General features: G+C 69.4%; 19 protein-coding genes. 8 read left to right on the top strand and 11 right to left on the bottom strand.

Features of this window, described 5'->3' with window-relative positions:
• Positions 1–10 precede the first annotated feature (10 nt).
• The 5 genes from OV208_RS26540 to OV208_RS26520 all read right to left on the bottom strand — a co-directional run bounded on the left by OV208_RS26540 (position 11) and on the right by OV208_RS26520 (position 4,659).
• Entirely contained in the window at positions 11–946 is a 936-nt protein-coding gene (locus OV208_RS26540) for a hypothetical protein (protein ID WP_267576694.1), read from the bottom strand.
• A gap of 52 nt (positions 947–998) precedes the next feature.
• A complete protein-coding gene (locus OV208_RS26535; protein WP_267576693.1) occupies positions 999–1,628 on the bottom strand; it encodes a YceI family protein in 630 nt (209 codons plus the stop codon).
• 66 nt (positions 1,629–1,694) lie between these two features.
• A complete protein-coding gene (locus tag OV208_RS26530; RefSeq protein ID WP_267576692.1) occupies positions 1,695–2,885 on the bottom strand; it encodes a hydroxymethylglutaryl-CoA synthase in 1,191 nt (396 codons plus the stop codon).
• A gap of 248 nt (positions 2,886–3,133) precedes the next feature.
• Positions 3,134–4,009 carry an NAD-dependent epimerase/dehydratase family protein gene (locus tag OV208_RS26525; protein ID WP_267576691.1) on the bottom strand — a complete coding sequence of 292 codons (876 nt, stop codon included), beginning with the start codon at positions 4,007–4,009 and terminating at the stop codon, positions 3,134–3,136.
• 29 nt (positions 4,010–4,038) lie between these two features.
• Positions 4,039–4,659, bottom strand: a complete 621-nt coding sequence (locus OV208_RS26520; RefSeq protein ID WP_267576690.1) for a luciferase family protein — start codon at positions 4,657–4,659, stop codon at positions 4,039–4,041.
• A 75-nt stretch (positions 4,660–4,734) separates the two neighbouring features.
• Here OV208_RS26520 and OV208_RS26515 point away from each other — a divergent pair, with 75 nt between their 5' ends.
• Positions 4,735–5,661, top strand: a complete 927-nt coding sequence (locus OV208_RS26515) for a LysR family transcriptional regulator (RefSeq protein ID WP_267576689.1) — start codon at positions 4,735–4,737, stop codon at positions 5,659–5,661.
• 35 nt (positions 5,662–5,696) lie between these two features.
• Here the strand turns inward: OV208_RS26515 and OV208_RS26510 are convergent, their stop codons facing one another.
• From OV208_RS26510 to asnB, 4 genes are read right to left on the bottom strand one after another with little or no spacing between them, the layout of a single operon-like run.
• A complete protein-coding gene (locus OV208_RS26510; protein ID WP_267576688.1) occupies positions 5,697–6,158 on the bottom strand; it encodes a PaaI family thioesterase in 462 nt (153 codons plus the stop codon).
• A gap of 11 nt (positions 6,159–6,169) precedes the next feature.
• On the bottom strand, positions 6,170–7,246 hold the full coding sequence (locus OV208_RS26505; protein ID WP_267576817.1) for an acyl-CoA dehydrogenase family protein: 1,077 nt from the start codon (positions 7,244–7,246) through the stop codon (positions 6,170–6,172).
• A 15-nt stretch (positions 7,247–7,261) separates the two neighbouring features.
• The gene (locus tag OV208_RS26500; RefSeq protein WP_267576687.1) at positions 7,262–8,386 is read right to left on the bottom strand and encodes an FAD-dependent monooxygenase; all 1,125 of its coding nucleotides are present in this window, start codon (positions 8,384–8,386) and stop codon (positions 7,262–7,264) included.
• Positions 8,383–10,335: an asparagine synthase (glutamine-hydrolyzing) gene (gene asnB, locus OV208_RS26495; protein ID WP_267576686.1), complete on the bottom strand. Its 1,953-nt coding sequence runs from the start codon at positions 10,333–10,335 to the stop codon at positions 8,383–8,385. Before asnB ends, OV208_RS26500 begins: the two co-directional genes overlap by 4 nt.
• A gap of 862 nt (positions 10,336–11,197) precedes the next feature.
• On the opposite strand from asnB, the gene OV208_RS26490 reads away from it, so the two are divergent.
• Entirely contained in the window at positions 11,198–11,713 is a 516-nt protein-coding gene (locus OV208_RS26490) for a DUF962 domain-containing protein (protein WP_267576685.1), read from the top strand.
• 51 nt (positions 11,714–11,764) lie between these two features.
• Here the strand turns inward: OV208_RS26490 and OV208_RS26485 are convergent, their stop codons facing one another.
• Positions 11,765–13,879, bottom strand: a complete 2,115-nt coding sequence (locus OV208_RS26485) for a WD40 repeat domain-containing protein (protein ID WP_267576684.1) — start codon at positions 13,877–13,879, stop codon at positions 11,765–11,767.
• A gap of 163 nt (positions 13,880–14,042) precedes the next feature.
• On the opposite strand from OV208_RS26485, the gene OV208_RS26480 reads away from it, so the two are divergent.
• From OV208_RS26480 to OV208_RS26455, 6 genes are all read left to right on the top strand, one after another.
• Positions 14,043–14,222 carry a hypothetical protein gene (locus tag OV208_RS26480; protein ID WP_267576683.1) on the top strand — a complete coding sequence of 60 codons (180 nt, stop codon included), beginning with the start codon at positions 14,043–14,045 and terminating at the stop codon, positions 14,220–14,222.
• A gap of 6 nt (positions 14,223–14,228) precedes the next feature.
• Positions 14,229–14,555 carry a DUF3175 domain-containing protein gene (locus tag OV208_RS26475; protein ID WP_267576682.1) on the top strand — a complete coding sequence of 109 codons (327 nt, stop codon included), beginning with the start codon at positions 14,229–14,231 and terminating at the stop codon, positions 14,553–14,555.
• A 112-nt stretch (positions 14,556–14,667) separates the two neighbouring features.
• The gene (locus OV208_RS26470; RefSeq protein ID WP_267576681.1) at positions 14,668–15,300 is read left to right on the top strand and encodes a hypothetical protein; all 633 of its coding nucleotides are present in this window, start codon (positions 14,668–14,670) and stop codon (positions 15,298–15,300) included.
• Between the two features lie 28 nt (positions 15,301–15,328).
• Entirely contained in the window at positions 15,329–16,267 is a 939-nt protein-coding gene (locus OV208_RS26465; RefSeq protein WP_120540562.1) for an ATP-grasp domain-containing protein, read from the top strand.
• A complete protein-coding gene (locus OV208_RS26460; RefSeq protein WP_267576680.1) occupies positions 16,206–16,970 on the top strand; it encodes a 2OG-Fe(II) oxygenase in 765 nt (254 codons plus the stop codon). Before OV208_RS26465 ends, OV208_RS26460 begins: the two co-directional genes overlap by 62 nt.
• A 103-nt stretch (positions 16,971–17,073) precedes the next feature.
• Positions 17,074–18,291 (top strand): serine hydrolase domain-containing protein, encoded by a 1,218-nt coding sequence (locus OV208_RS26455; RefSeq protein WP_267576679.1) that lies wholly within the window; start codon positions 17,074–17,076, stop codon positions 18,289–18,291.
• Here the strand turns inward: OV208_RS26455 and OV208_RS26450 are convergent.
• Positions 18,288–18,878 (bottom strand): SRPBCC family protein, encoded by a 591-nt coding sequence (locus tag OV208_RS26450; RefSeq protein ID WP_267576678.1) that lies wholly within the window; start codon positions 18,876–18,878, stop codon positions 18,288–18,290. The two genes, OV208_RS26455 and OV208_RS26450, sit on opposite strands and share 4 nt — an antisense overlap.
• Positions 18,879–19,061 lie beyond the last annotated feature (183 nt).

The raw sequence follows: 19,061 nt of genomic DNA, 5'->3' as shown, positions 1-19,061 counted from the left end.
GAAAAGAGGTTCAGAGGCCCACGGGCGAGAGCGCGGCGCCGAACTGGAGCAGCTCCGGCAGCAGGTCCCGGCCCAGCAGGGCGGCCATGCACAGCATGGCGAACGCCTCGCGCTCCGCGGGGATCCCCGCGACGACGTGCGCGTCCGGGCACGCCTCGGAGGCAGGGGCGGTTAATACCTTCCCGGACTCCGGCTCCATCTCGGGGAGGGGCCGCGCCGCGTCGAACCGCTCGTGCGACTGGCGCAACTGGTGCGGAACCCCCGGCAGCGCCGCCGTCACCGCGCGGACCACGGGGCCCTGCCCATCGGAGACGACGCCAACGACGGGCACGTCCAGCGACCGCGCCATCTCCTGGAAGCGCGGCACCAGCTCCTCCGCGCGTTGCTCCGGCAGGCACCAGGCCGCCAGCACTTCGGAAGACAGACACTCCCGCGCCACCCACAGCACCTGATGGCCCACCTCCGGGCGCAGGGCACTCATGGACAGCACCACCCGGCCCAGCTTCTGCGTCACCGCCTTGAGCCGGAGGCAGTCCGAAAGCCGCAGCGCCAGCAGTTCGTCGTACCGGTCCAACAGGTTGGTGACGCTGCGCTCGGAGATGGGCACGTCCCGCGCGCGCAGGGCCGCGTGGATGGAGGGGACGCTGCGCTGCTCCTGGTAGCGCAGCGCCCCGATGAGCGCGATGACGTCCAGGCCGAACTCGTGCTCCGGCAGGACCCACAGCCCCTCTTCCTCCGCGCGGATGGCCTTCAGGCGCAGGGAGCACCCTTCGCGGTGACACACCCGCACCTGCACCTTGAGCGCGACGACGCCGTTCAGCGTCACCACGTTGCGGCGCGCACGGTAGTCGGCGGGCGTCGGCCCACCACAGGCGGCGCACTGCCGCCGCCGATTCTCAAGACCGACCTGACGGCTGGCCGGGGGATGCGCGGTGGTGCGAGCCATGACGCCAACTCCCTTGGAGAAGAGGGGTAGACCGCCCAAAGAAACGGCGGCGTTACGGGGTGGTGCTCGCGGCGGACTTCACCGGCTGCGTCGGCTGCTTCTTCACGAGCTCGATTTCGAGCGTGATGGAGACCTGGTCGCCCACCGCCACGCCGCCCGTCTCCAGGGCCGTGTTCCACGTCAGGCCGAAGTCCTTGCGGTTGATCTTCGTGGTGGCGCTGCCGCCCCGCTTGAGGTTGCCGTACGGGTCCTTGGACTCCACGGTGAAGCCCTCGGCCTCCAGCACCACGGGCTTCGTCACGCCGCGGATGGTGAGGTTGCCCGTCAGCTTCAAGCCGTCAGCGGACTTCTCCACCTTGGTGGACTTGAAGGTGAGGGTCGGGAACTTCTTGACGTCGAAGAATTCGTTTCCGCGCAGGTGTTCATCGCGGCTGGTGTCGTTCGTGGTGACGGTCGTCGCGTCGATGACGGCCTCCACCGTCGACTTCGTCAGGTCCTTCTCGTCGATGTTCGCCGTGCCGGTCACCTTCGAGAAGGAGCCCCGCACGTTGGACACCATCATGTGCTTGACGGAGAAGAGCGCGGACGAGTTCGTCGGGTGGATCTCGTACTCGGTGGCGGCGACGAGCGAGGGAGCGGCGAGGACGGAGACGAAGGCGAGGGACTTGAGGAACGACGTCATGGTGTTGCTCTCCAATGGGAAACAATCACGGGGCCCTCCCGCCTTTCGCGGGAGGGCCGCCAGGAATCAGGTCGCGTAGATGCGCTTGTGGTCGCGCGTGCCCTGGTAGCGGAAGCCCGTGCCGGCGGCGTCCGCGGCGGGCCGCTCGTCCAGGTGCTCTCGCGCGCGCATCACGTCCTCGTATTCGGGGATGGACAGCGCGCGGCGCCGTGACAGCCGCGCCTCCAGGCCCAGGGCCTTCACGCGCGTCTGCGCGCCGTCCTGCACGACGCCGCTGAAGAACTCCGCGCAGGAACCGCTGCCGTAGGAGAACAGGCCCACGCGCTTGCCCGTCAGGTCCTCGGTGGCGGAGGACAGGAGGCTGGCCAGCGCCAGGTACATGGAGCCCGTGTAGATGTTGCCCACCTGCGAGGGCATCACCAGGCTGTTGCCCACCAGCCGGTCGAAGCTCGCGTCGGGCGCGGCGTCCCCGTCCAGCGTGCGCAGGTGCCGGTGCGCCTTGCGGGACATCTTCCCGTAGGGCACGTGGTAGACGAGCGCGGCGAAGCGGTCGCTGTAGGCGCCCTCCCCGCCCGCGTCCCCCGCGGCCTCCTGGTAGGCCCGGTACGCCCCCTCCAGCGCGTCCAGGTAGCACTGGACCGAGTAGTGCCCGTCCACCAGCGCGTCCTTCGAATACAGCGGACGCCAGAAATCCATCACGTCCTTGGAGTAGACGCCCGTCTTGCCCTCCTCCAGGACGACGAGGCTGGGATGGTCCGACACCAGCATCGCCACCGCGCCCGCGCCCTGCGTGGGCTCACCCGGCGTGCCCACGCCGTAGCGGGCGATGTCCGAACACACGATGAGCGCCTTGCGGCCCTTCGCGCTGCCGGAGCGCACCCAGTCCAGCGCCAGCTGCAGCGCGGCGGTGCCGCCGTAGCAGGCGTGCTTCGTCTCGAAGATGCGGCAGCGCGTGGACAGGCCCAGGAGGCCCTGGACGTAGGAGGCCACCGGCTTCGAGTGGTCCACCGCCGTCTCCGTGCCCACCACCAGGAGGCCGATGTCCTCGGGCGAGCAGCGGGCCGACTCCAGCGCCATCCGGGCCGCGCGGGCCGCGAGCGTCACCGTGTCCTCGTCCACCAGCGGCACGCCCATGCGCGTCACGCCCAGGCCGTCCACGTACTTGCCGGGCGCGACCCCACGCGCCATCGCCAGCTCCGCCAGCTCCACGTACGTGTCCGGAACTGCGACACCGATTGCTTCCAGGCCGACCTGCATGACTGCCCCCTCATGTCCTTCGGTTGACTGCTTTTCCCGCGCACGCCTCCCGTGCACCGCGGACGCGGTGGATGGGATTGCGCGCGTGTGTCATTGACTCCAGGTCGGCGCTTCGCACGGGGGCCCCAACCCCCACGCTCCTCGACGCCCACCCTCCCGCCTGTGCCGGAAGCCCTCGCTTCCGGCAGGAGCCGCTCCGCCGCGCGTCGGTGTTGGAGGCACCGGCGCGCGGGCGAAAGCCGCCTGTTTCAGCGCCGCGCGTAGGAACCGCTGCGCAGCTCGTCGATGATGCCGGGGCCCTTGGGCACCCAGCCCAGGAGCGACTGCGCCCGCTCGGCGGAGAACTTCTGGTCCAGGACCAGCGCGTCGGCGAAGGCGCCGAACTGCTTGCGCGCCTCCTCCAGCGGCCAGGCGACCGTCTTGCCACCCGCGCCAGCGCCCTCGCTCGCGGCGGCGGCGATGTCCTTCACCTTCAGGGGCGGGCCCTGCACGGCGACCAGCACGGTGCCGGCGGGGGCCTGTTCGACGGCGCGCACGTAGAGGTCCGCCAGGTCCTCCACGAACACCACCGGCCAGTGGTTCTCACCCGTGCCCATGAAGCGGGCGGCGCCGCCGTCCTTCACGGACGCGCTGAGCATGGAAGGGATGCCGGCGCCGCGCCCGTAGACGATGCCCGGGCGGATGACGATGCCGCGCACGCCCGGCGTGCTCAGGGTGCGCTGCTCCACGGCCGGGCGCCAGGCGACCAGCGCCGCCGCGCTCAGCGGGGTGTCCTCGTTCACGACGGTGCCGCGCGTGTCGCCGTGCACCCAGACGCCGCTGGTGTAGACGAACGTCTTGTTCGTGCCCTTGAGCGCCTCCAGCACCGCCGCGACGGCGGGCGCGTCCACGGCCTCGCTGTTGGTCGTCGCGGTCCAGACGACCGCATCCAGGTCCTTCACCAGGGCAGCCAGCCCCGCGGTGTCCGCGAGGTCGCCCGCCACGGCCTGGACGCCACGGCCGGTCAGCTTGTTGCGCGCATCCTCGGAACGCGCGAGGCCCAGTACCTGGTGGCCCGCCTTCTTGAGCGCATCAACCACCGCGCCGCCGATGTAGCCCGTCGCGCCCGTGACAAGGATCTTCATGTTCCGCCTCTTCTCAAGTTCAGGTTGCGTCATTCGACAGTCACTCCCACCACCTGCCCGTCATGGGCCCAGGCGTAGGAGCGCAACAGCAGTTGCCACACGACCTCAAGCTCGTCCGCGTCGCGAGGTCCGAAAAGCATGGGTGTTCCGGAGCGCGGATGCGGCATGCCCCAGCCCTGCTGGAACACCTGCCGCGCCAGGTCCGGCGGGAACTTCAGGTGCAGGCTGCCGTCCTCCGCCGGGTGGATGTGCGCGAACTCCGTGCCCACCTGGAACGCCGCCCGCGGCCCGCGCACGGACTCCGGCCGCAGCCAGAACGCTCGCGCCCCCGGCACGGAGATGCCACTGGGCGCCACCGTCACGTCCGGCAGCGCCGCCGCGCGGGTGAAGAGCCGCTCCTGGATGTCCGTGGGCGACAGCTGGCTCAACTGCCGGTGCGCCAGCGGCGTGCCCGGAGGCGCGTCGGTCGTCTCCGGACGCGGCCCCTTGCGCGCGGAGAGCCGGAAGGACGGCTCCGGCGCCGAGGAGGAAAGCACGCGAGATACGCCCGGCGCCTCGGCGCGGGGGACTTCATTCGCGGGAGGGGTGCAGGCCGTCGCGGCCAGGAACAGCGCCACGTGCACCCCGAGGACCTTCCTTCGGGAAACCATGACTTCCCTATAGAGCGGGTTGATGACTGGACACTACGCGCAGGAGGGAAAAGGATTGTTTCCTGGAGGTGACCAATGGAGCACGTCGCGCCCTATTTCACGTTCGCCGAAGTGGTGCGGACCGGCAGCTTCACGGTGGCGGCCAAGACGCTGGGCCTGTCGAAGGCAACGGTGAGCAAGCAGGTGATGCTGCTGGAGAGCACGCTGGGCGTCCGGCTCCTGCACCGCACCACGCGCAAGCTGTCCCCGACGGCGGAGGGGCGGGCGCTGGCCACGCGGTGTCAGCGGATGACGGAGGAGCTGGAGGCGGCGAAGGCGGAGGTGCTGCTCTTGCGGCGCAAGCCGCGCGGGCGCCTGCGCGTGAGCCTGCCGATGACGTTCGGGCTGATGCAGGTGGTGCCGGCCATGCCGGAGTTCCTGGAGCGCTACCCGGAGATCGACCTGGACATCCAACTGGATGACCGCGTGGTGGACCTGGTGGAGCACGGGTTCGACGTCTGCATCCGCATCGCGCAGATGCCGGACTCGTCACTGGTGGCCCGCAAGCTCGCGTCCAGCCGCCGCGTCATCTGCGCGACGCCCGCGTACCTGAACCGCCACGGCACGCCGCGAAGGCCCGAGGACCTGCGGCAGCACCGGTGCGTGCAGTACACCTACCTGGCCTCCGGCACCGCCTGGAAGCTGCGCGGGCCCAACGGCGAGGAGTCCCTGGTGGAGACCACCGGCCCCTTCCAGGCCAACAGCAGCCTCGCCCTGAAGACGGCGGTGCTGGGGCATGCCGGCATCGGGCAGTTCCCGCTGTTCGCGGTGGCGGAGGAACTGCGCGGCGGTCAACTGGTGGAGGTGCTGGCGGACCACGCGCTGCCGGACCTGTCCATCTGGGCCGTGCACGCGCCGGGACGCACCATCACGCCGAAGATCCGCGCGTGGGTGGACTTCCTGGCCCGGCGCTTCGCGAGCGACACGGGCTGGAGTCACGACGCCGTGGCGAAGCACGGCTGAAGCTCGGCCCAAGCTCGGCCCAAGCTCGGCCGACTTCAGCCCTTGCGGGCCGCGCCGTCCTGCCAGTCCACGCGCATGCGGAACTTGCTCAACTGCGCGGAGGCGATCTGCGTGCGCTGGCCGTCGTCCGCGATCTTCCAGGCCTGGCTCTGGGTGAAGATGAGGTTGCGGCCGCTGCGCAGCACGCTCGCCTCGAAGAGGACCTCCGCGCCCAGGGGGGTGGCCGACATCATCATGCTGTTGAAGCTGTTGGTGAGCGCGTACTCGTCGGGCCCCAGCAGCGGCAGGGTGGCCAGCATGCTGACCACGTCCAGCATGGAGTAGATGACCCCGCCGTGCAGCGTGTGGCTCAGGTTGTCGATGGCCTCCGTGACGCGCAGGCGGCACTGGCAGAAGCCTGGGCGCTGCTCAATCAACCGCAGGCCGCAGTAGCGCTGGTACGCGTGCTCCAGCAGCGCCTGCGAGTGCGCCCGGGCGTGTTCACTCACGTCCTTCATGGTGTCTCCCGTCACAAGGCCCGTCCGATGACTTCCAGCATGACTTCGCGCGCGCCCCCGCCAATGCCGAGCAGCCGCGCGTCGCGATAGATGCGCTCCACCAGGGCCGGTTCGACGCAGCCGTGCGCGCCCTGCAACTGCACCGCGTCGTGCGCGACGCGCTCCAGCACATCCACCGCGGAGTTCTTGGCGATGGCGGCCTGCGCCGGGGACAACTGTCCCTCCGCCTGCCAGCGCACCGCCTGCTCCACGTACACCCGCACCACGCTCAATTCGGAGTGCCGCTCCGCCAGGCGCTGGCGCAGCACGGACTTGTCCAGCAGCGCTTCGCCACCCACCCGGCGCGCGCGACAGTGCGCCACTGTATCGCGCAGCGCGAGCTCCGCGGACGCCACCGCCATCACCGCCAGGTTCAGCCGCTCCTGTTGCAGGCACTGCTGGAGCAGGCGCCCCGCCTCGCGTCCGGTGATGAGGAGGCGCGCGGGCGTCGCTTCGAACTTCAGGGCGGCGAGCGGCAGGCACCGCCAGCCCAGGCAGGCCAGCCGCGTGCTGCTCAGGCCGGGCGCGGCGGCCTCGACCAGGAACAGCCCCAGGGCCCCTTCGTGGACCGCGCCCACCAGCAGCAGGTCCGCGCGGCCCCCGTTGCAGATGAAGCGCTTCTCCCCGGTGAGCCGGTACTCGCCCCCCTGCGACTCCGCCCGGCACTCGAAGGCGCGCAGGTCGGAGCCCGCCTGGGGCTCCGTCAACGCAAGGACGATGCCCTGGGCGCCCTTGAGCACCGCCGGCACCACCCGGGCGGCCACCTCCGCGTTGCTGCCCTGCACGGCCTTGAGACTGACGAAGTGCGAGGCGAGCCCCATGGTGATGCCCTGGGCGCCGCCCAGGGTCAGCTCCTCCACCAGCACCGCGAGCGCCCGGGGGTCGTCGGGAAGCTGCTCCGGGGACTTGCCCAGCGACAGCAGTCCCGCCCTGCCTGCCTGCCGGTAGAGCTCCAGCGGGTACGCGCCCTCGCGCTCCCAGACGTCCACGTGAGGCCGCACGTGGTCGTTGACGAAGGCCCGCACCTGCTCCCGGAATGCTTCTGTCATCACGTCCGTGCCCACCTAGAAGACCGTGGTCTGCGCCAGGTGCTGGAAGCGCTGGACGATGGGGGACAACCGCGCCGGGGACACCTCGCCCTCCGGCTCGAAGTAGTAGAGCTGGGTGAAGTCGTTCATCACCTGGAGCATCTCGCGCGAGCGCCGGGCGGCCCGGATTTCGTAGCGTTTGAGCGCCGTCTCCAGGTCCTCGTCGCAGTGCCCCACCAGCGCCTGGGCCAGCATGAAGCCGTTCTCCAGCCCCAGCGTCAGCCCGTAGCCCAGGGTGGGCAGCATCGCGTGGATGCTGTCGCCCAGCATCACCACGCGGCCCCGGAACCACTGGCCCTCGCCGGTGAGCGCCTTGAGCTTGTGGGTGAGGATGTCCTCCTCCGGCGTCATGGCCATCATCCGCAGCAGGTCCTCCGGAAGCTGCGCGAACAGCTCCAGCAGGCCCTGCCGGTTGAGCAGGGGCTGGTTCTTGTGCTGGTAGGCGGCGAACCAGTAGCGCAGCGAGCTGGCCTTGCTGAGCGGATACGTCACCACGCGCGAGTGGTGGGACGTGAAGATCTGACAGCGGTCGGAGTGCAGCAGGGGCGAGTCGAACGTCACCACGCCCCGGCTGGCCACGAGCCCCGTGTCATGCGGTTGGAGTCCCGGGTTGACGAACCCTCGCGTCGTGGAGGAGACGCCGTCCGCGCCCACGACCAGGTCGAAGTCGAAGCGGTGGCCGTTGGTGAAGGTGAGGCGCACCTGGTCGCCCAGGTTCTCCAGCCGCTCGCAGCCCATGTCGTAGTGGATGTCGTCCTCCTCCAGGCTGTCCGCCAGCAGGCGGAACAGCTCCGTGCGAAGGAACATCATCGCGGGCGCGGGCAGGCCCAGGCCCTCCGGGCGCACCGGCTGGCTGTGGATGAGCCGGCCGTGCTTGTCGTGCGTGTCCAGGAACTCGATGGGCTGGCCCCGGGAGAGGAACTTCCGGTCCTTGAGCACGAACCGCAGCACCTGCATGGCCTGCGGCCATACGTAGATGCCCGTGCCCGAGTCCCGGGGTCCCTTGCCGCGCTCGAAGACGACGCAGTCAATGCCCAGGCGCTTGAGCATGACCGCGCAGGCCAGGCCGTTGAGGCCCGCGCCGATGATGGCGACCCTCATGCCGCCTCCTCGCGGGCGCTCCACAGGGGCTGGGAGTTGGAGGAGCTCAGCGAGTACCGGTTCTGCAACAGGCAGAGGCTGGTCAGCTCCATCAGCATCGGATCCAACAGGCCCTGCTCATGGACGCTCAACTGGGGCAGGCGGTGGAGCAGGTCGCGCACGCGGACCGGGTCGAAGAAGGGCAGCGAGTCCAGCTCCGAGCCGTTCAGCACGTCGCGCACCAACTGGTAGAGCCGGCCCTTCTGCTGGAGGGTGGAGGGGGGCGCGCGGAAGTAGTGCTTCTTGCGCTTGTAGAGCGCGTCCGGCAGGTAGGACTTCATCGCCTCGCGGAACACGTACTTCTCCGTGGAGCCACGCACCTTCATCCAGACGGGCATCTGGCAGGCCAGCTCCACGACGTGGTGGTCCAACAGGGGGACGCGGCCCTCGATGCTGTGGGCCATCTCCATGCGGTCGCCCAGCGTGGTGAGCACGAAGTTGGGCAGGTAGGACTTGGCCCACAGGTACATGGACTTGTGGACGGGGTCGCGGCCTTCCAGGTTGCGGTGGTCCAGGCGGTCGTAGAACTGGCGGTAGGGGTCCGTGCCCTCGAAGCGGTCGCGGAAGTCCTTGCGGTACAGCGCCTCCAGCGCCTTGAACCAGCCGGCCTGGTTGTCCAGCCAGGACACGCCGTGGCTCAACTGCTCCACCATCCAGTGGATGTCCTGGGGCATGTCCGGCCGCTGGTAGCCGTTCTCGCTCTCCTGGATGCGCTGGCGCAGCTGGGTGACGAGCTTCGGGTCCTGGCGCTCCGGGTTGTACAGGAGCATGTCGCGGCGGAAGTGCGGGTAGCCGGCGAAGACCTCGTCGGCGCCCTCGCCGGTGAGGACGACCTTCATGCCGGCGTCGCGCACCGTCTGGCTGAGGATGTACTTGGCCACGCCGTGCGCGTTGAAGAACGGCGTCTCGTTGTGCCAGAGGGCCTGCTCGAAGTTGTCCGCGAGGTCGTCCTGGGACACGGCCACGGTGTGGAAGCGCGCGCCGTTGTGTTCGGCGGCCAGCCGGGCGAAGCGGTTCTCGTCGTAGTCGTCCATGTCCGTGAAGGACAGGTTGAACGCGTCCAGCGGCTGCCCGGACAACTGCGTCGCCACGCCCAGCATGGCGGAGGAATCAATGCCGCCGCTCAGGTAGACGCCCATGGGCACGTCGGCGCGCAGGCGCAGGCTCACGGACTTCTCCACCGCGGCGCGCACGGCTTCAATCATCCCCTGCTCGTCGGACGGATCCGGCGCGTCCTGGCGGGCGAACTCCATGTCCCAGTAGCGGCCGTGGTGCAGGCCACCGCTGTCCGCCATCACCCAGCAGCCCGGCTGCACGCTGCGCACGCCCTTGAAGAGGGTGTGGTCGCGCAGATAGAAGGCGCGGCTCGCGTAGGCGTCCTCGTCCCACTCCGCGGGGACCCCGGCGGCCAGCAGGGCCTTGATCTCCGACGCGAAGTACCAGGCGCCCCGGTGCTGGGCGTAGAACATCGGCTTGATGCCCATGCGGTCGCGCACGGCCAGCATCAGGCGGCGCTGACGGTCGAACAGCAGGATGGCGAACTCGCCGCGCAGTTGCTTGAGGCCCGCGAGGCCGGAGCGGCGGTACAGGTGCAGGGCAATCTCACTGTCGGAGTCCGTCTTGAACTCGCAGCCGAGCGCCTGGAGTTCGCGGCGGATCCGCTCGTGGTCGTAGAGCTCGCCGTTGACCACCAGCGCCAGGTCGCCCTGATCCGCGACGATGGGCTGCTTGCCGTTGTCCAGACCGATGATGCTCAGGCGGACGTGTCCCAGCACGGCGCGGCCGGCAGGGTCATGCCACAGGCTGCGCTCATCGGGGCCGCGGTGGTGGATTGTGGTCAGCGCGGTGATGAGGGCCCGGTCGTCAAAAGACGAGGGAGTACGCTGGTAGACGCCAATGAATCCGCACATAGCAGGCAGCTTCCTTCGAGATAAAACGGGTCCGTCAGCGCCAGCGACGTGAGCGCCCCCAAGGCACCCACGACACGGCGAAGCACATGGCGGTCCGTCCTGGAGACACGTCCAGACCGGCCACGGTTTTCTGGCAATGGATTGGAGCCCGCTGGAAGGGAGAACGCGTGCGCTACCGAGCGCCCCTCCAGAGGTGGCTCGTCAGGCGGTCGTCGATTGCATCCCCATACCGCTACAATGTTTTCCCATCACTCCCCCTCTGGAACCACGACCCATGACGGGCCACCCCGGCGGACTGCCTCATCGCAACCGGGTTGCGCAGCACATAACATCAGAAAAGCCAGAGCGATAGCGGAAATCTCGTATCAAGCGACTTAATCCGCTTAATTCCATGTAACTGGACTTGACCAGCACTACTCTAGAGAGGGCGCTGGAAAGCGCAGATTACGCCTGCCTTTGGAGTTCCATCGACAGCAGATTACACCTGCCTGTCGTGAGCGGCACCCGTGTATGCATTCACGGCAATAGCTGCCTGGAACCCGCGAACATTGCCGGCAGACTTCGCCTGCCTTTCCCGGCAAGTCCTCTCACGCCCTTCACGCAGAATTCGCCGCAATGTCTCACCAGTCCCCAGGGATTGCCTGTCTCCACCAGCGCGTGTCGGCATCGAAACCCAATCCCATGCACCCAAAAGCACGCGCCCATCGCGCCGGCAGCCACCGTTCCAGGGGCTGCCGCCAGCGAGGTCTTGCGGAATTCGGGCCATGACGGCGTGTGCGGCCCCACAGGTACGCCCGGAGGGGTCGATATTCTCCGGGCCCGGAGATGCCCCCCTCGCGCCAATCGCCTAGGTTCAGCGCCCATGAGCTTCGCCGACAAGCTGCGCCCCTGGCTGCCCCTGCACGAGAACGGCGTGAGCCGCGCCGTGCACTTCGTGGGCGCCTACCTCTTCACCTTCTCCCTGCTCGTGCCCCTCTGCTGGGTGCGGCTCCCGGTGCCTGGAGTGTCCCTGACCGCCGCGCACCTGCTGGTGCTCGCGGTGGTCCTCTATGCCGTGACGCTGGAGTGGACCGCCGGCCTGCTCATGGCGCTGCCGCTGCTGCCCACGCTCGCGGCCGCCGAGGCGGTGGCACGCCTTCCGACCGGGACCGCCGTGGGCGTGGCGGTGGGCGTGATGGTGGTGCGGTTCGCGCTGGTGGTGGGCGCGCACGTCGTCTTCGAGAAGAAGACCCACGGGCTGTCCCTGGGCGGCCCGCTGCTCTTCTTCATCGAGCCCGTGTACCTCATCACCCTGGTGCTCTTCTCGATGGGCTTCAAGCGCGACCTGTACGCCCGGGCGACGTCGCAAGGCACCGGCCCCGCCTCCGCCGCTCGCTGAGCAGCTCCCGGCACCGGAGGCCACGCGCACGGGCCGCTGATGCCGTGGCCGTCAGCGGGACTGGATGAGGAACCGCGCGGAATCCCAGACCAGCCCATGGCGTCGCAGGAGGTCTTCAATCCCTGTCCCCGCCGGGGGTGGATGGGCCAGGGCCTGGAACCCGACCAGGTGCACGGTCCGGTCGGAGGCCGCGGAGGCCAGGACCGCGCCGTCGGGTGAGAAGGCCAGCGCCGACAGGAAGCCCTGCTGTCCTCCCATCCGCCCCATCAGCTCCCCGGAGGGCAGGCCCCAGACCTTCACCTCCGCGTCCAGGCCCCCGGAGGCCAGGAACCGCCCGTCAGGCGACAGGGCCACGGACAGGACCCCGACCGTGCCCTCATCCATCGCCATCAACCGCTGGCCCGTCACCGCGTTCCAGAGACGGATGGGTTGCCGCATGCCCGCCGTCACCAACTGCTCTCCGGACGGCGTGAACGCCACTGCTCGGACCCGTTCCCCTGCTTCGAGTCGCAGCAACGGCTGACGCGTGTCCACGTTCCAGGTCCGCACGGTCATGTCCGCGCCGCCCGACGCGAGCCGATGCCCTCTCCCATCGAAGGCCAGGGCCCAGAGCTTCCCGGTGTGCCCCTGGAGCCGCCCCATGGGAGTGCCCTCCGGCAGGGACCAGAGGTGGATGTCCGGGTCTCCCGCGGCGGCGAGCGTCTTCCCATCCGGGCTGAAGGCCACCGCGCGCACGGAGCCCTTCACACCCGACAGCTCCAACAGCGGTCGGCCCGAGCCGGCCTCCAACACCCGCACCCGCCCCTTCAACGTGCCCACCGCGAGGAGCTTCCGGTCCGGACTCACGGCGAGCGACACCGTGGCTTCTGTCCCCTCCGTGCTCGAAACGACGCGGCTCCAATCCGCGACGCGCCACCGTCGCAGCCCGTCCTCCGCGCCGGAGATCAACTCCTGCTCCTGGGAGAACGCGAGCGCCTCCACCCAGGCCCCATGTCCGCGAAGCAGCGTGTCTGGCGGAGCACCCGGCCGGGACCAGACCTTCAGCACGCCATCCATCCCGCCGGAAGCGAAGGTGCGCCCGTCGGGAGACAACGCCACGCACATCACGAAGCCCCGGTGCGCATCCAGCCGCTCCACCAGGGCTCCGCCACGCGCCTCGACGAGCTGGACGCGCCCATCCCATCCCGCCTGGACGACGAGCGTGAACGCGGGGTCGATGGCGGCGGCCGACACATCCCCCGCGTTGCGCACGACATCGACGAGCTGCCCTGACCTCGCATCCCAGAAGCGCAGGGCGTGGTCGGCCGCGGCGGTCATGATCCGCTGCCCGTCCAGGGAGAAGGCCCCCGACTCCACCTTCTCCTCGTGGCCCATGAGGCGGTGCACTTGCTTGCGCGTCTCCAGGTCCCAGACCCGCGCGCTCCGGTCCATGCTCGTCGAGAGCAGCCGCTGTCCATCCGCGGAGAAGGCCACCGCGATTACATGCTCGTCATGTTCGAAGCGCAGGTGTTCCGTGCCGGTGGCCAGGCTCCAGACGCGGACCGTCTTGTCCAACCCTCCGGAAGCCAACCGGTCGCCCGTGGGTGAGAACGCCAGCCCTCGCACGACGTCCGCGTGCCCCTGCAACAGCGCCACCTGGCGTCCCTGCCGCCAATCCCAGACACGAATCTCCCCGGGCCTGCCGGCGGACGCCAGCCATTGTCCGTCCGGCGTGAAGGCCACGGCGTGCACCTCCGCCGTGTGCCCCTTGAGCTCCGCCAGCAGGTCTCCGCGTTCCACGCCCCAGAGCCGGACGATGGAGTCGTAGCCCGCGGAGGCCAGCACCCGCCCATCCGGAGAGAACGCGACGGCGAGGACGGAGCCTTCGAACGGCTTCGTCCAGCGCGACGTGGAGGCTCGGACCGACGCCTGTCCCTGCCCCCACCGCGCCGCCAGCGAGTCCTGGGAGGCTCGAGCGATGGCGAAGGAGGCCGCCGCCACGCCCCATTGCCGGGACTCGACGGCCGCCTCGCCCTTCGCCAGGTAGATGCGCGCGCGCAGCTCCCTCGCCCCCGTGTCGTTCCGGTCCTCCGCGCGGGTGGGCTCGTGCGCCGCGCACGAGACGAGGAGCAGCGCCAGGACACCCCACCACGGCTTCAGGCGCTTCAAGTCACGACGCGAAGGCATGGACGCGGAGCCTACGCTGACGGGGCTTCTTCCCTGAACGGTGGACGAGCAGACGGGCAGCCCGGGGAGGCGGTGCGAAGGCTGGCGCGGCTCCCCACCTTGTCCCTGCGCGCCGCGGCCACAGGTTTGGACAATGGCGCGCTCAGCCCGTCAGGAGGAACCCATGCCCGACAAGCAGCCCCCCGACAAAGCCAGGAAGGACCCACGCGAGGACAAGCGACCCATGACCGTCCAGGGGGAGTTCATCCGCGAGGAGCCGGTCCCCGCACGCGCTTCCAAGCAGGCCCCGTTGGACCCGGCGAAGAGCGCGGCGCAGCGGGGCAAGACCCGGACGGGGAGGTAGAACGCGATGGCAGCCGCCACCCGGAAGACGCCCACCGCGTCCCATTCACCGAAGCAGCGCCGCTGGTCCCAGTCGGTGACGGAGCACAGCGACGCGATGACGCTGGAGGATCAGGTCTTCACACGCTCCCCGAAGGAGATCGCACGCTCGGTGAAACGCTCCGCCGAACGCAGCACCCGGCGGAAGGCCACGCCGTTCCAGTCCGCCATGTCGATGCTCACGTTCTACGGCAACCGCGCGGGGCGCACCCTCCCGGCCTCCCGCAGACGCGCGCTCGAGGAGGCCAAGGAGGAGCTGCGCAAGCTGTACCACCGACCCTCCAAGTCCCCGTAGCCACAGGGGCTTTCGCAGCGCGGCAGGAAGCGGGCGAGCAGGACTCTCATCTTCGGAGAATCAAGCAACTCCCGGGGCATCCGGCGCGATAACCCATCGCAAAGGACCCCCTATGACCAAGATCAAATCGCCGACGGGATTCGTTTCAACGCCCAAGACCGCGCCGAAGAGCGCCACGACCGAGGGCAAGTCGGCTGGCGCGCCCGAGCTGAAGAAGGCCCCCAGGGCCCCGGGCGACACCTTCGAGCAGACGAAGGCCACCCCGAAGGCCGGCAAGGAAGGCCTGAAGATCAATGACCGCATCATCATGAAGGTCATCGCGGATGAGCCCACCACCCCCGCCAAGGGCGAGAACACGGGCCTCAAGGTCGATGACCGCATCATCATGAAGGTCATCGCGGACGAGCCCACCAACCCCGTCACGGGCGGAGGGACGCCGGGCCTCATCGACGACCACATCGTGAAGATCGTCGCGGACGAGCCCACCAACCCCGTCACGGGCGGCGGGGACACCGGCTTCAAGCTCGATGATCACATCGTGAAGGTCATCGCGGACGAGCCCACCAACCCCATCCAGGGCGGTAACGGCGGCAGCATCAAGGACATCGATGACGGCGTCATCGTGAAGATCATCTCCGACGACCCCATCCGTGGGCCCTCGGAGCCTTCGTTCAAGCCGCCGAAGATCGACATCAAGCCGCTGGACACCCACGTGCTGAAGGTCCGCATGGACAGCCCGGTCTGAGCAGCCTCCCGGCGGAGTCACGGTCCCCATGGCGTCCATGAAGAAGGTCGTGATCATCGGCTCGCGGACGGATGACGCCACCCGCTTCGTCGCGGAAGCGGTGGAGCGTCGACGCGCGCGAGCCATCGTCGTGGAAACCGACCGGGTGCCCGACTCCGCCACGCTGAGCTGGGAGGACGGCGACGTGCTCTGGGACGGTGAATGTCTCAGCGACCTGCGCTCGTTCTACATCAAGGCCATCCGGCTCTCGCTCCCGGTCCCCGAGGCCGAAGCCCTGTCCGCGCGGAACTTCCCGCGCTGGCAGGAGCAGTACCTCGCGGAGCGGGAGCGTCAGTCGCTGCTGCACTCCGTCCTGCGCTCGCTCAACAAGCGCGGATGTTCCTTCATCAACCCGATGGAGTCGGTGGAGCTGCACTACCTGAAGCTGCACCAGTTGGCCCTGCTGCGACGGCACAAGATTCCCGTGCCCGCGAGCCTGGGCACGGCTTCGGCGGACGCGGTGCGGGAGTTCGTCGCCCGGCACAAGGCCGTCATCTACAAGCCGCTGGGCGGCGGCGCGCTCGTGCAGAAGATTGGCGAAGCGGACCTCACCGAGGAGCGGATGGCGCTGCTCGCCAACTGCCCGGTCCTCTTCCAGCAGCAGATCCAAGGCGACGAGTTCCGCGCCTACGTGCTCGACGGCGAGCCCGTGGCCGCCTTCCGCATCCCCACCGAGGGTGTGGTCGACGCGCGGCAGAACCTGGACAAGGTGAAGCCCGGCCGCCTGCCCAAGGAGGCCTGGGACATGTGCATCCGAGGCGCGAAGGCGCTCGGCATGGTCTTCACGGCGGTGGACCTGCGCCGTACCGCCGAGGGCGACTTCGTGGCCCTTGAATTCAACCCCACTCCCGCCATCTCCTTCTTCGATGATCCGCGCGACGGAAAAGTCATCACCCGACTCGCCAGCTACCTCGTCGCCAAGGCCTGAGCGCCCCAGCGGCTTCTTCGTCGCGAACTTCGCCGACAGCGTCTTCGGCCCCGTTCGCGCGAAGCCGCCGAGCGCGTTCCCTCCTTCCGCGTCCGGGTGGTCTCCCCTCGCGAACGCCTCCCCGAAGCTGCACGACGCCATCCGCCACGAGTTCGTCTCCGGTGGACGGGTGCCGCACGTCTGCCTCCAGCGCGTGCTCCTGCCCGAGCGCGCCGAGGCCATGCACCAGGCGCTCCGCGACGCCCGCTTCCAGCGACACCACCACGGGCCCTATCCGCTGCACATCGCGCCCCTGGCGCAGCAGGCCCCCGGCGTCCTGACGGACTTCTGCGCGTGGCTCGCGAGCGAGGACGGCGCGGACTTCCACGCCGCGCTCGTGGGCTGGCCCCAGAAGCTGGAGACCCGTCAGGTCCAGGTGTCGCGCATGGACGTGGGCGAGCAGTTCCCGGAGCACCGGGACACGGACGAGGAAGGGCTCGCGGTCGTCTACAACTTCACCCGTCCCTGGCAGGAGCCGTTCGGCGGGGTGCTCGCGTTCCCGCACCCGGACGGCGACCGGGACCTGATGCGCGTCCCGCCCATCTTCAACTCGGTGTTCATCTTCCGGGCGGTGAACGCTCCGCACCGCGTGACGGAGTGGCTGCCCGCGGCGCAGGGGCACCAGCGCTACTCCATCACGGCCTTCATCCTCGCGAAGCGGTAGCGCGTAAGGCCAGGCAGGCAGGCGGCGCCTCGCGGTGCCGCCCCCGTGAAGACTTGTCTCCCGCCGTGCGCGTTGAGAGTCAGTAACGAGGAGGAGACGCGACATGACGCCGACAGACCCGACGGGACAGGCCCCTTCCTCGACGCGGGTGACCTCCGTCCTGCGCGGCCCGATTGAGCAGGGCGGACTGCCGGGCCTCGTCGCCCTGGTGGCGCGGGGGGATCAGGTCCATGTGGACGCGTTGGGCGTGCAGGACGTCCAGTCCCGCGTGCCCATGGGGCGCGACACCCTCTTCCGCATCGCGTCCATGGGCAAGCCCGTCACGGCCGTGGCCACGCTGATGCTCGTGGAGGACGGAAGGCTCCAGCTCGATGGCCCCGTCGACCGGTGGCTGCCGGAGCTGGCGAACCGCCGCGTCCTGCGCGCGCTCGACAGCCCGCTGGACGACACGGTGCCGGCGCGCCGGCCCATCACGGTGAGGGATCTGCTCACGCTGCGGCTGGGAACGGGCGCGGTGATGGCGCCTCCGGACACCTACCCCATCCAGAAGGCGATGCAGGCGGCGCGGGTGGCGCCCGGCTTCGACCCCATTCCCCACACCCCTGACGAGTTCATGCGGCGCTTGGGGGAATTGCCGCTCATCCACCACCCGGGAGAACGATGCATGTATCACACCGGTTTCGAGGTCCTGGGCGTGCTGATCGCGCGCGCCTCCGGAATGGGGTTCGATGACTTCCTCTCCGAACGCCTCTTCAAGCCCCTGGGCATGAACGACACCGCGTTCAGCGTGCCGGCGGAGAAACGGGGACGGCTGGCGACGACCTACCAGCGAGCCCCCGGCACCGGAGCGCTCACGGTCTGGCACGAGCCCCGGACGGCCCCGGAGTCGCAGCCTCCCGCCTTCCTCGCGGGCGGGGGACAGGGCGGAGGACTGATGTCGACCGTCGACGACTTCCTCACCTTCTGCCGGATGCTGTTGAACCAGGGCAGTCACGGTGCGACGCGCATCCTGTCCCCCGAGAGCATCCAGCAGATGACGACGGATCAGATTCCCCCCGAGCAGAAGGCCGCCTCGCCCTTCTTCCCGGGCTTCTGGGACACGTCCGGCTGGGGCTTCGGCGGAAGCGTCACGACGCGGCCGGATGGCATCTCCCCCACGGCCGGTCGCTATGGCTGGGCCGGCGGCTTCGGCACCACGTTCTTCATCGACCCCGTGCAGGACCTGGTGGCCATCCTGCTGACCCAGCGGCTCATGTCGGGCCCCGACGACGAAGCCTTCGCCGTGGCGTTCTCGAAGGCGGCGTACGCGGCGCTCGGTTAGAGCGCGGACGCGGGCGTCGCCGTGCCGACCTGGGCACTCTGGGAGGCCGCCTGCGTCCCGCTCCGCGCCGCGGCGTCCAGGTTCGCGAGCCCCTTCTCGAAGTCCTTGCCCAGCATCGTGTCCATGTTCATGACGAGCGAGAACGCCTTGCCCATCAGGGTGTTCTCCCCCTCCATGCGCCAGCTCACGCGGGTGCCGCCCTCGACGGGCGCGAGCGTGAAGACGGTCTGGTTCGTCGCGGCGAACGGCTTGAAGAACTCCAGCTTGAGGGCGACGCGTTCCGAAGGGCGGCTCTCCACGATGGTCATGCGCCCCGAGCCCGCCTTGCTCCCCCCTTCCCAGGTGTAGCTGGCGCCCTGCCCCGTGGCCGGCCCTTCGAAGGACTTGCTCAGGCCCGGCGCCATTTCGAAACGGTACGGCGACCACCCGTCGAACTGGCGCAGGTCGTTGATCATCGCGAAGACGACATCCGGGGAGGCGTGGACCTGGGCGTTGCGCTCGATGGTGAAGCGGTCCGGGCGGGTGGCGATGAAGGCCCCCAGCACGACGAGGAGGATGAGGGCGGCGACGGCGAGCTTGATGGCCATGGGGACGGCTCCTGGTCCAGACGAAGGCGCCTCCCGGGGGCATCCCAGGAGGCTTCATCGCCACGTCGAACGAGGGGCCGCGAATTCGACACGGCATTTCCTCCGGGGCGCTCAGCAGGGCGACGAGGTTCCCCCGGCCGGGGAGTCCCACCCCGGCCTACCTCATGGCCCCGCATGTGCCAC

The sequence above is a fragment of the Corallococcus sp. bb12-1 genome, from assembly GCF_026626765.1.
Classification (GTDB): Bacteria; Myxococcota; Myxococcia; order Myxococcales; family Myxococcaceae; genus Corallococcus; species Corallococcus terminator.
This window is presented reverse-complemented; position numbering and strand designations above follow the sequence as displayed.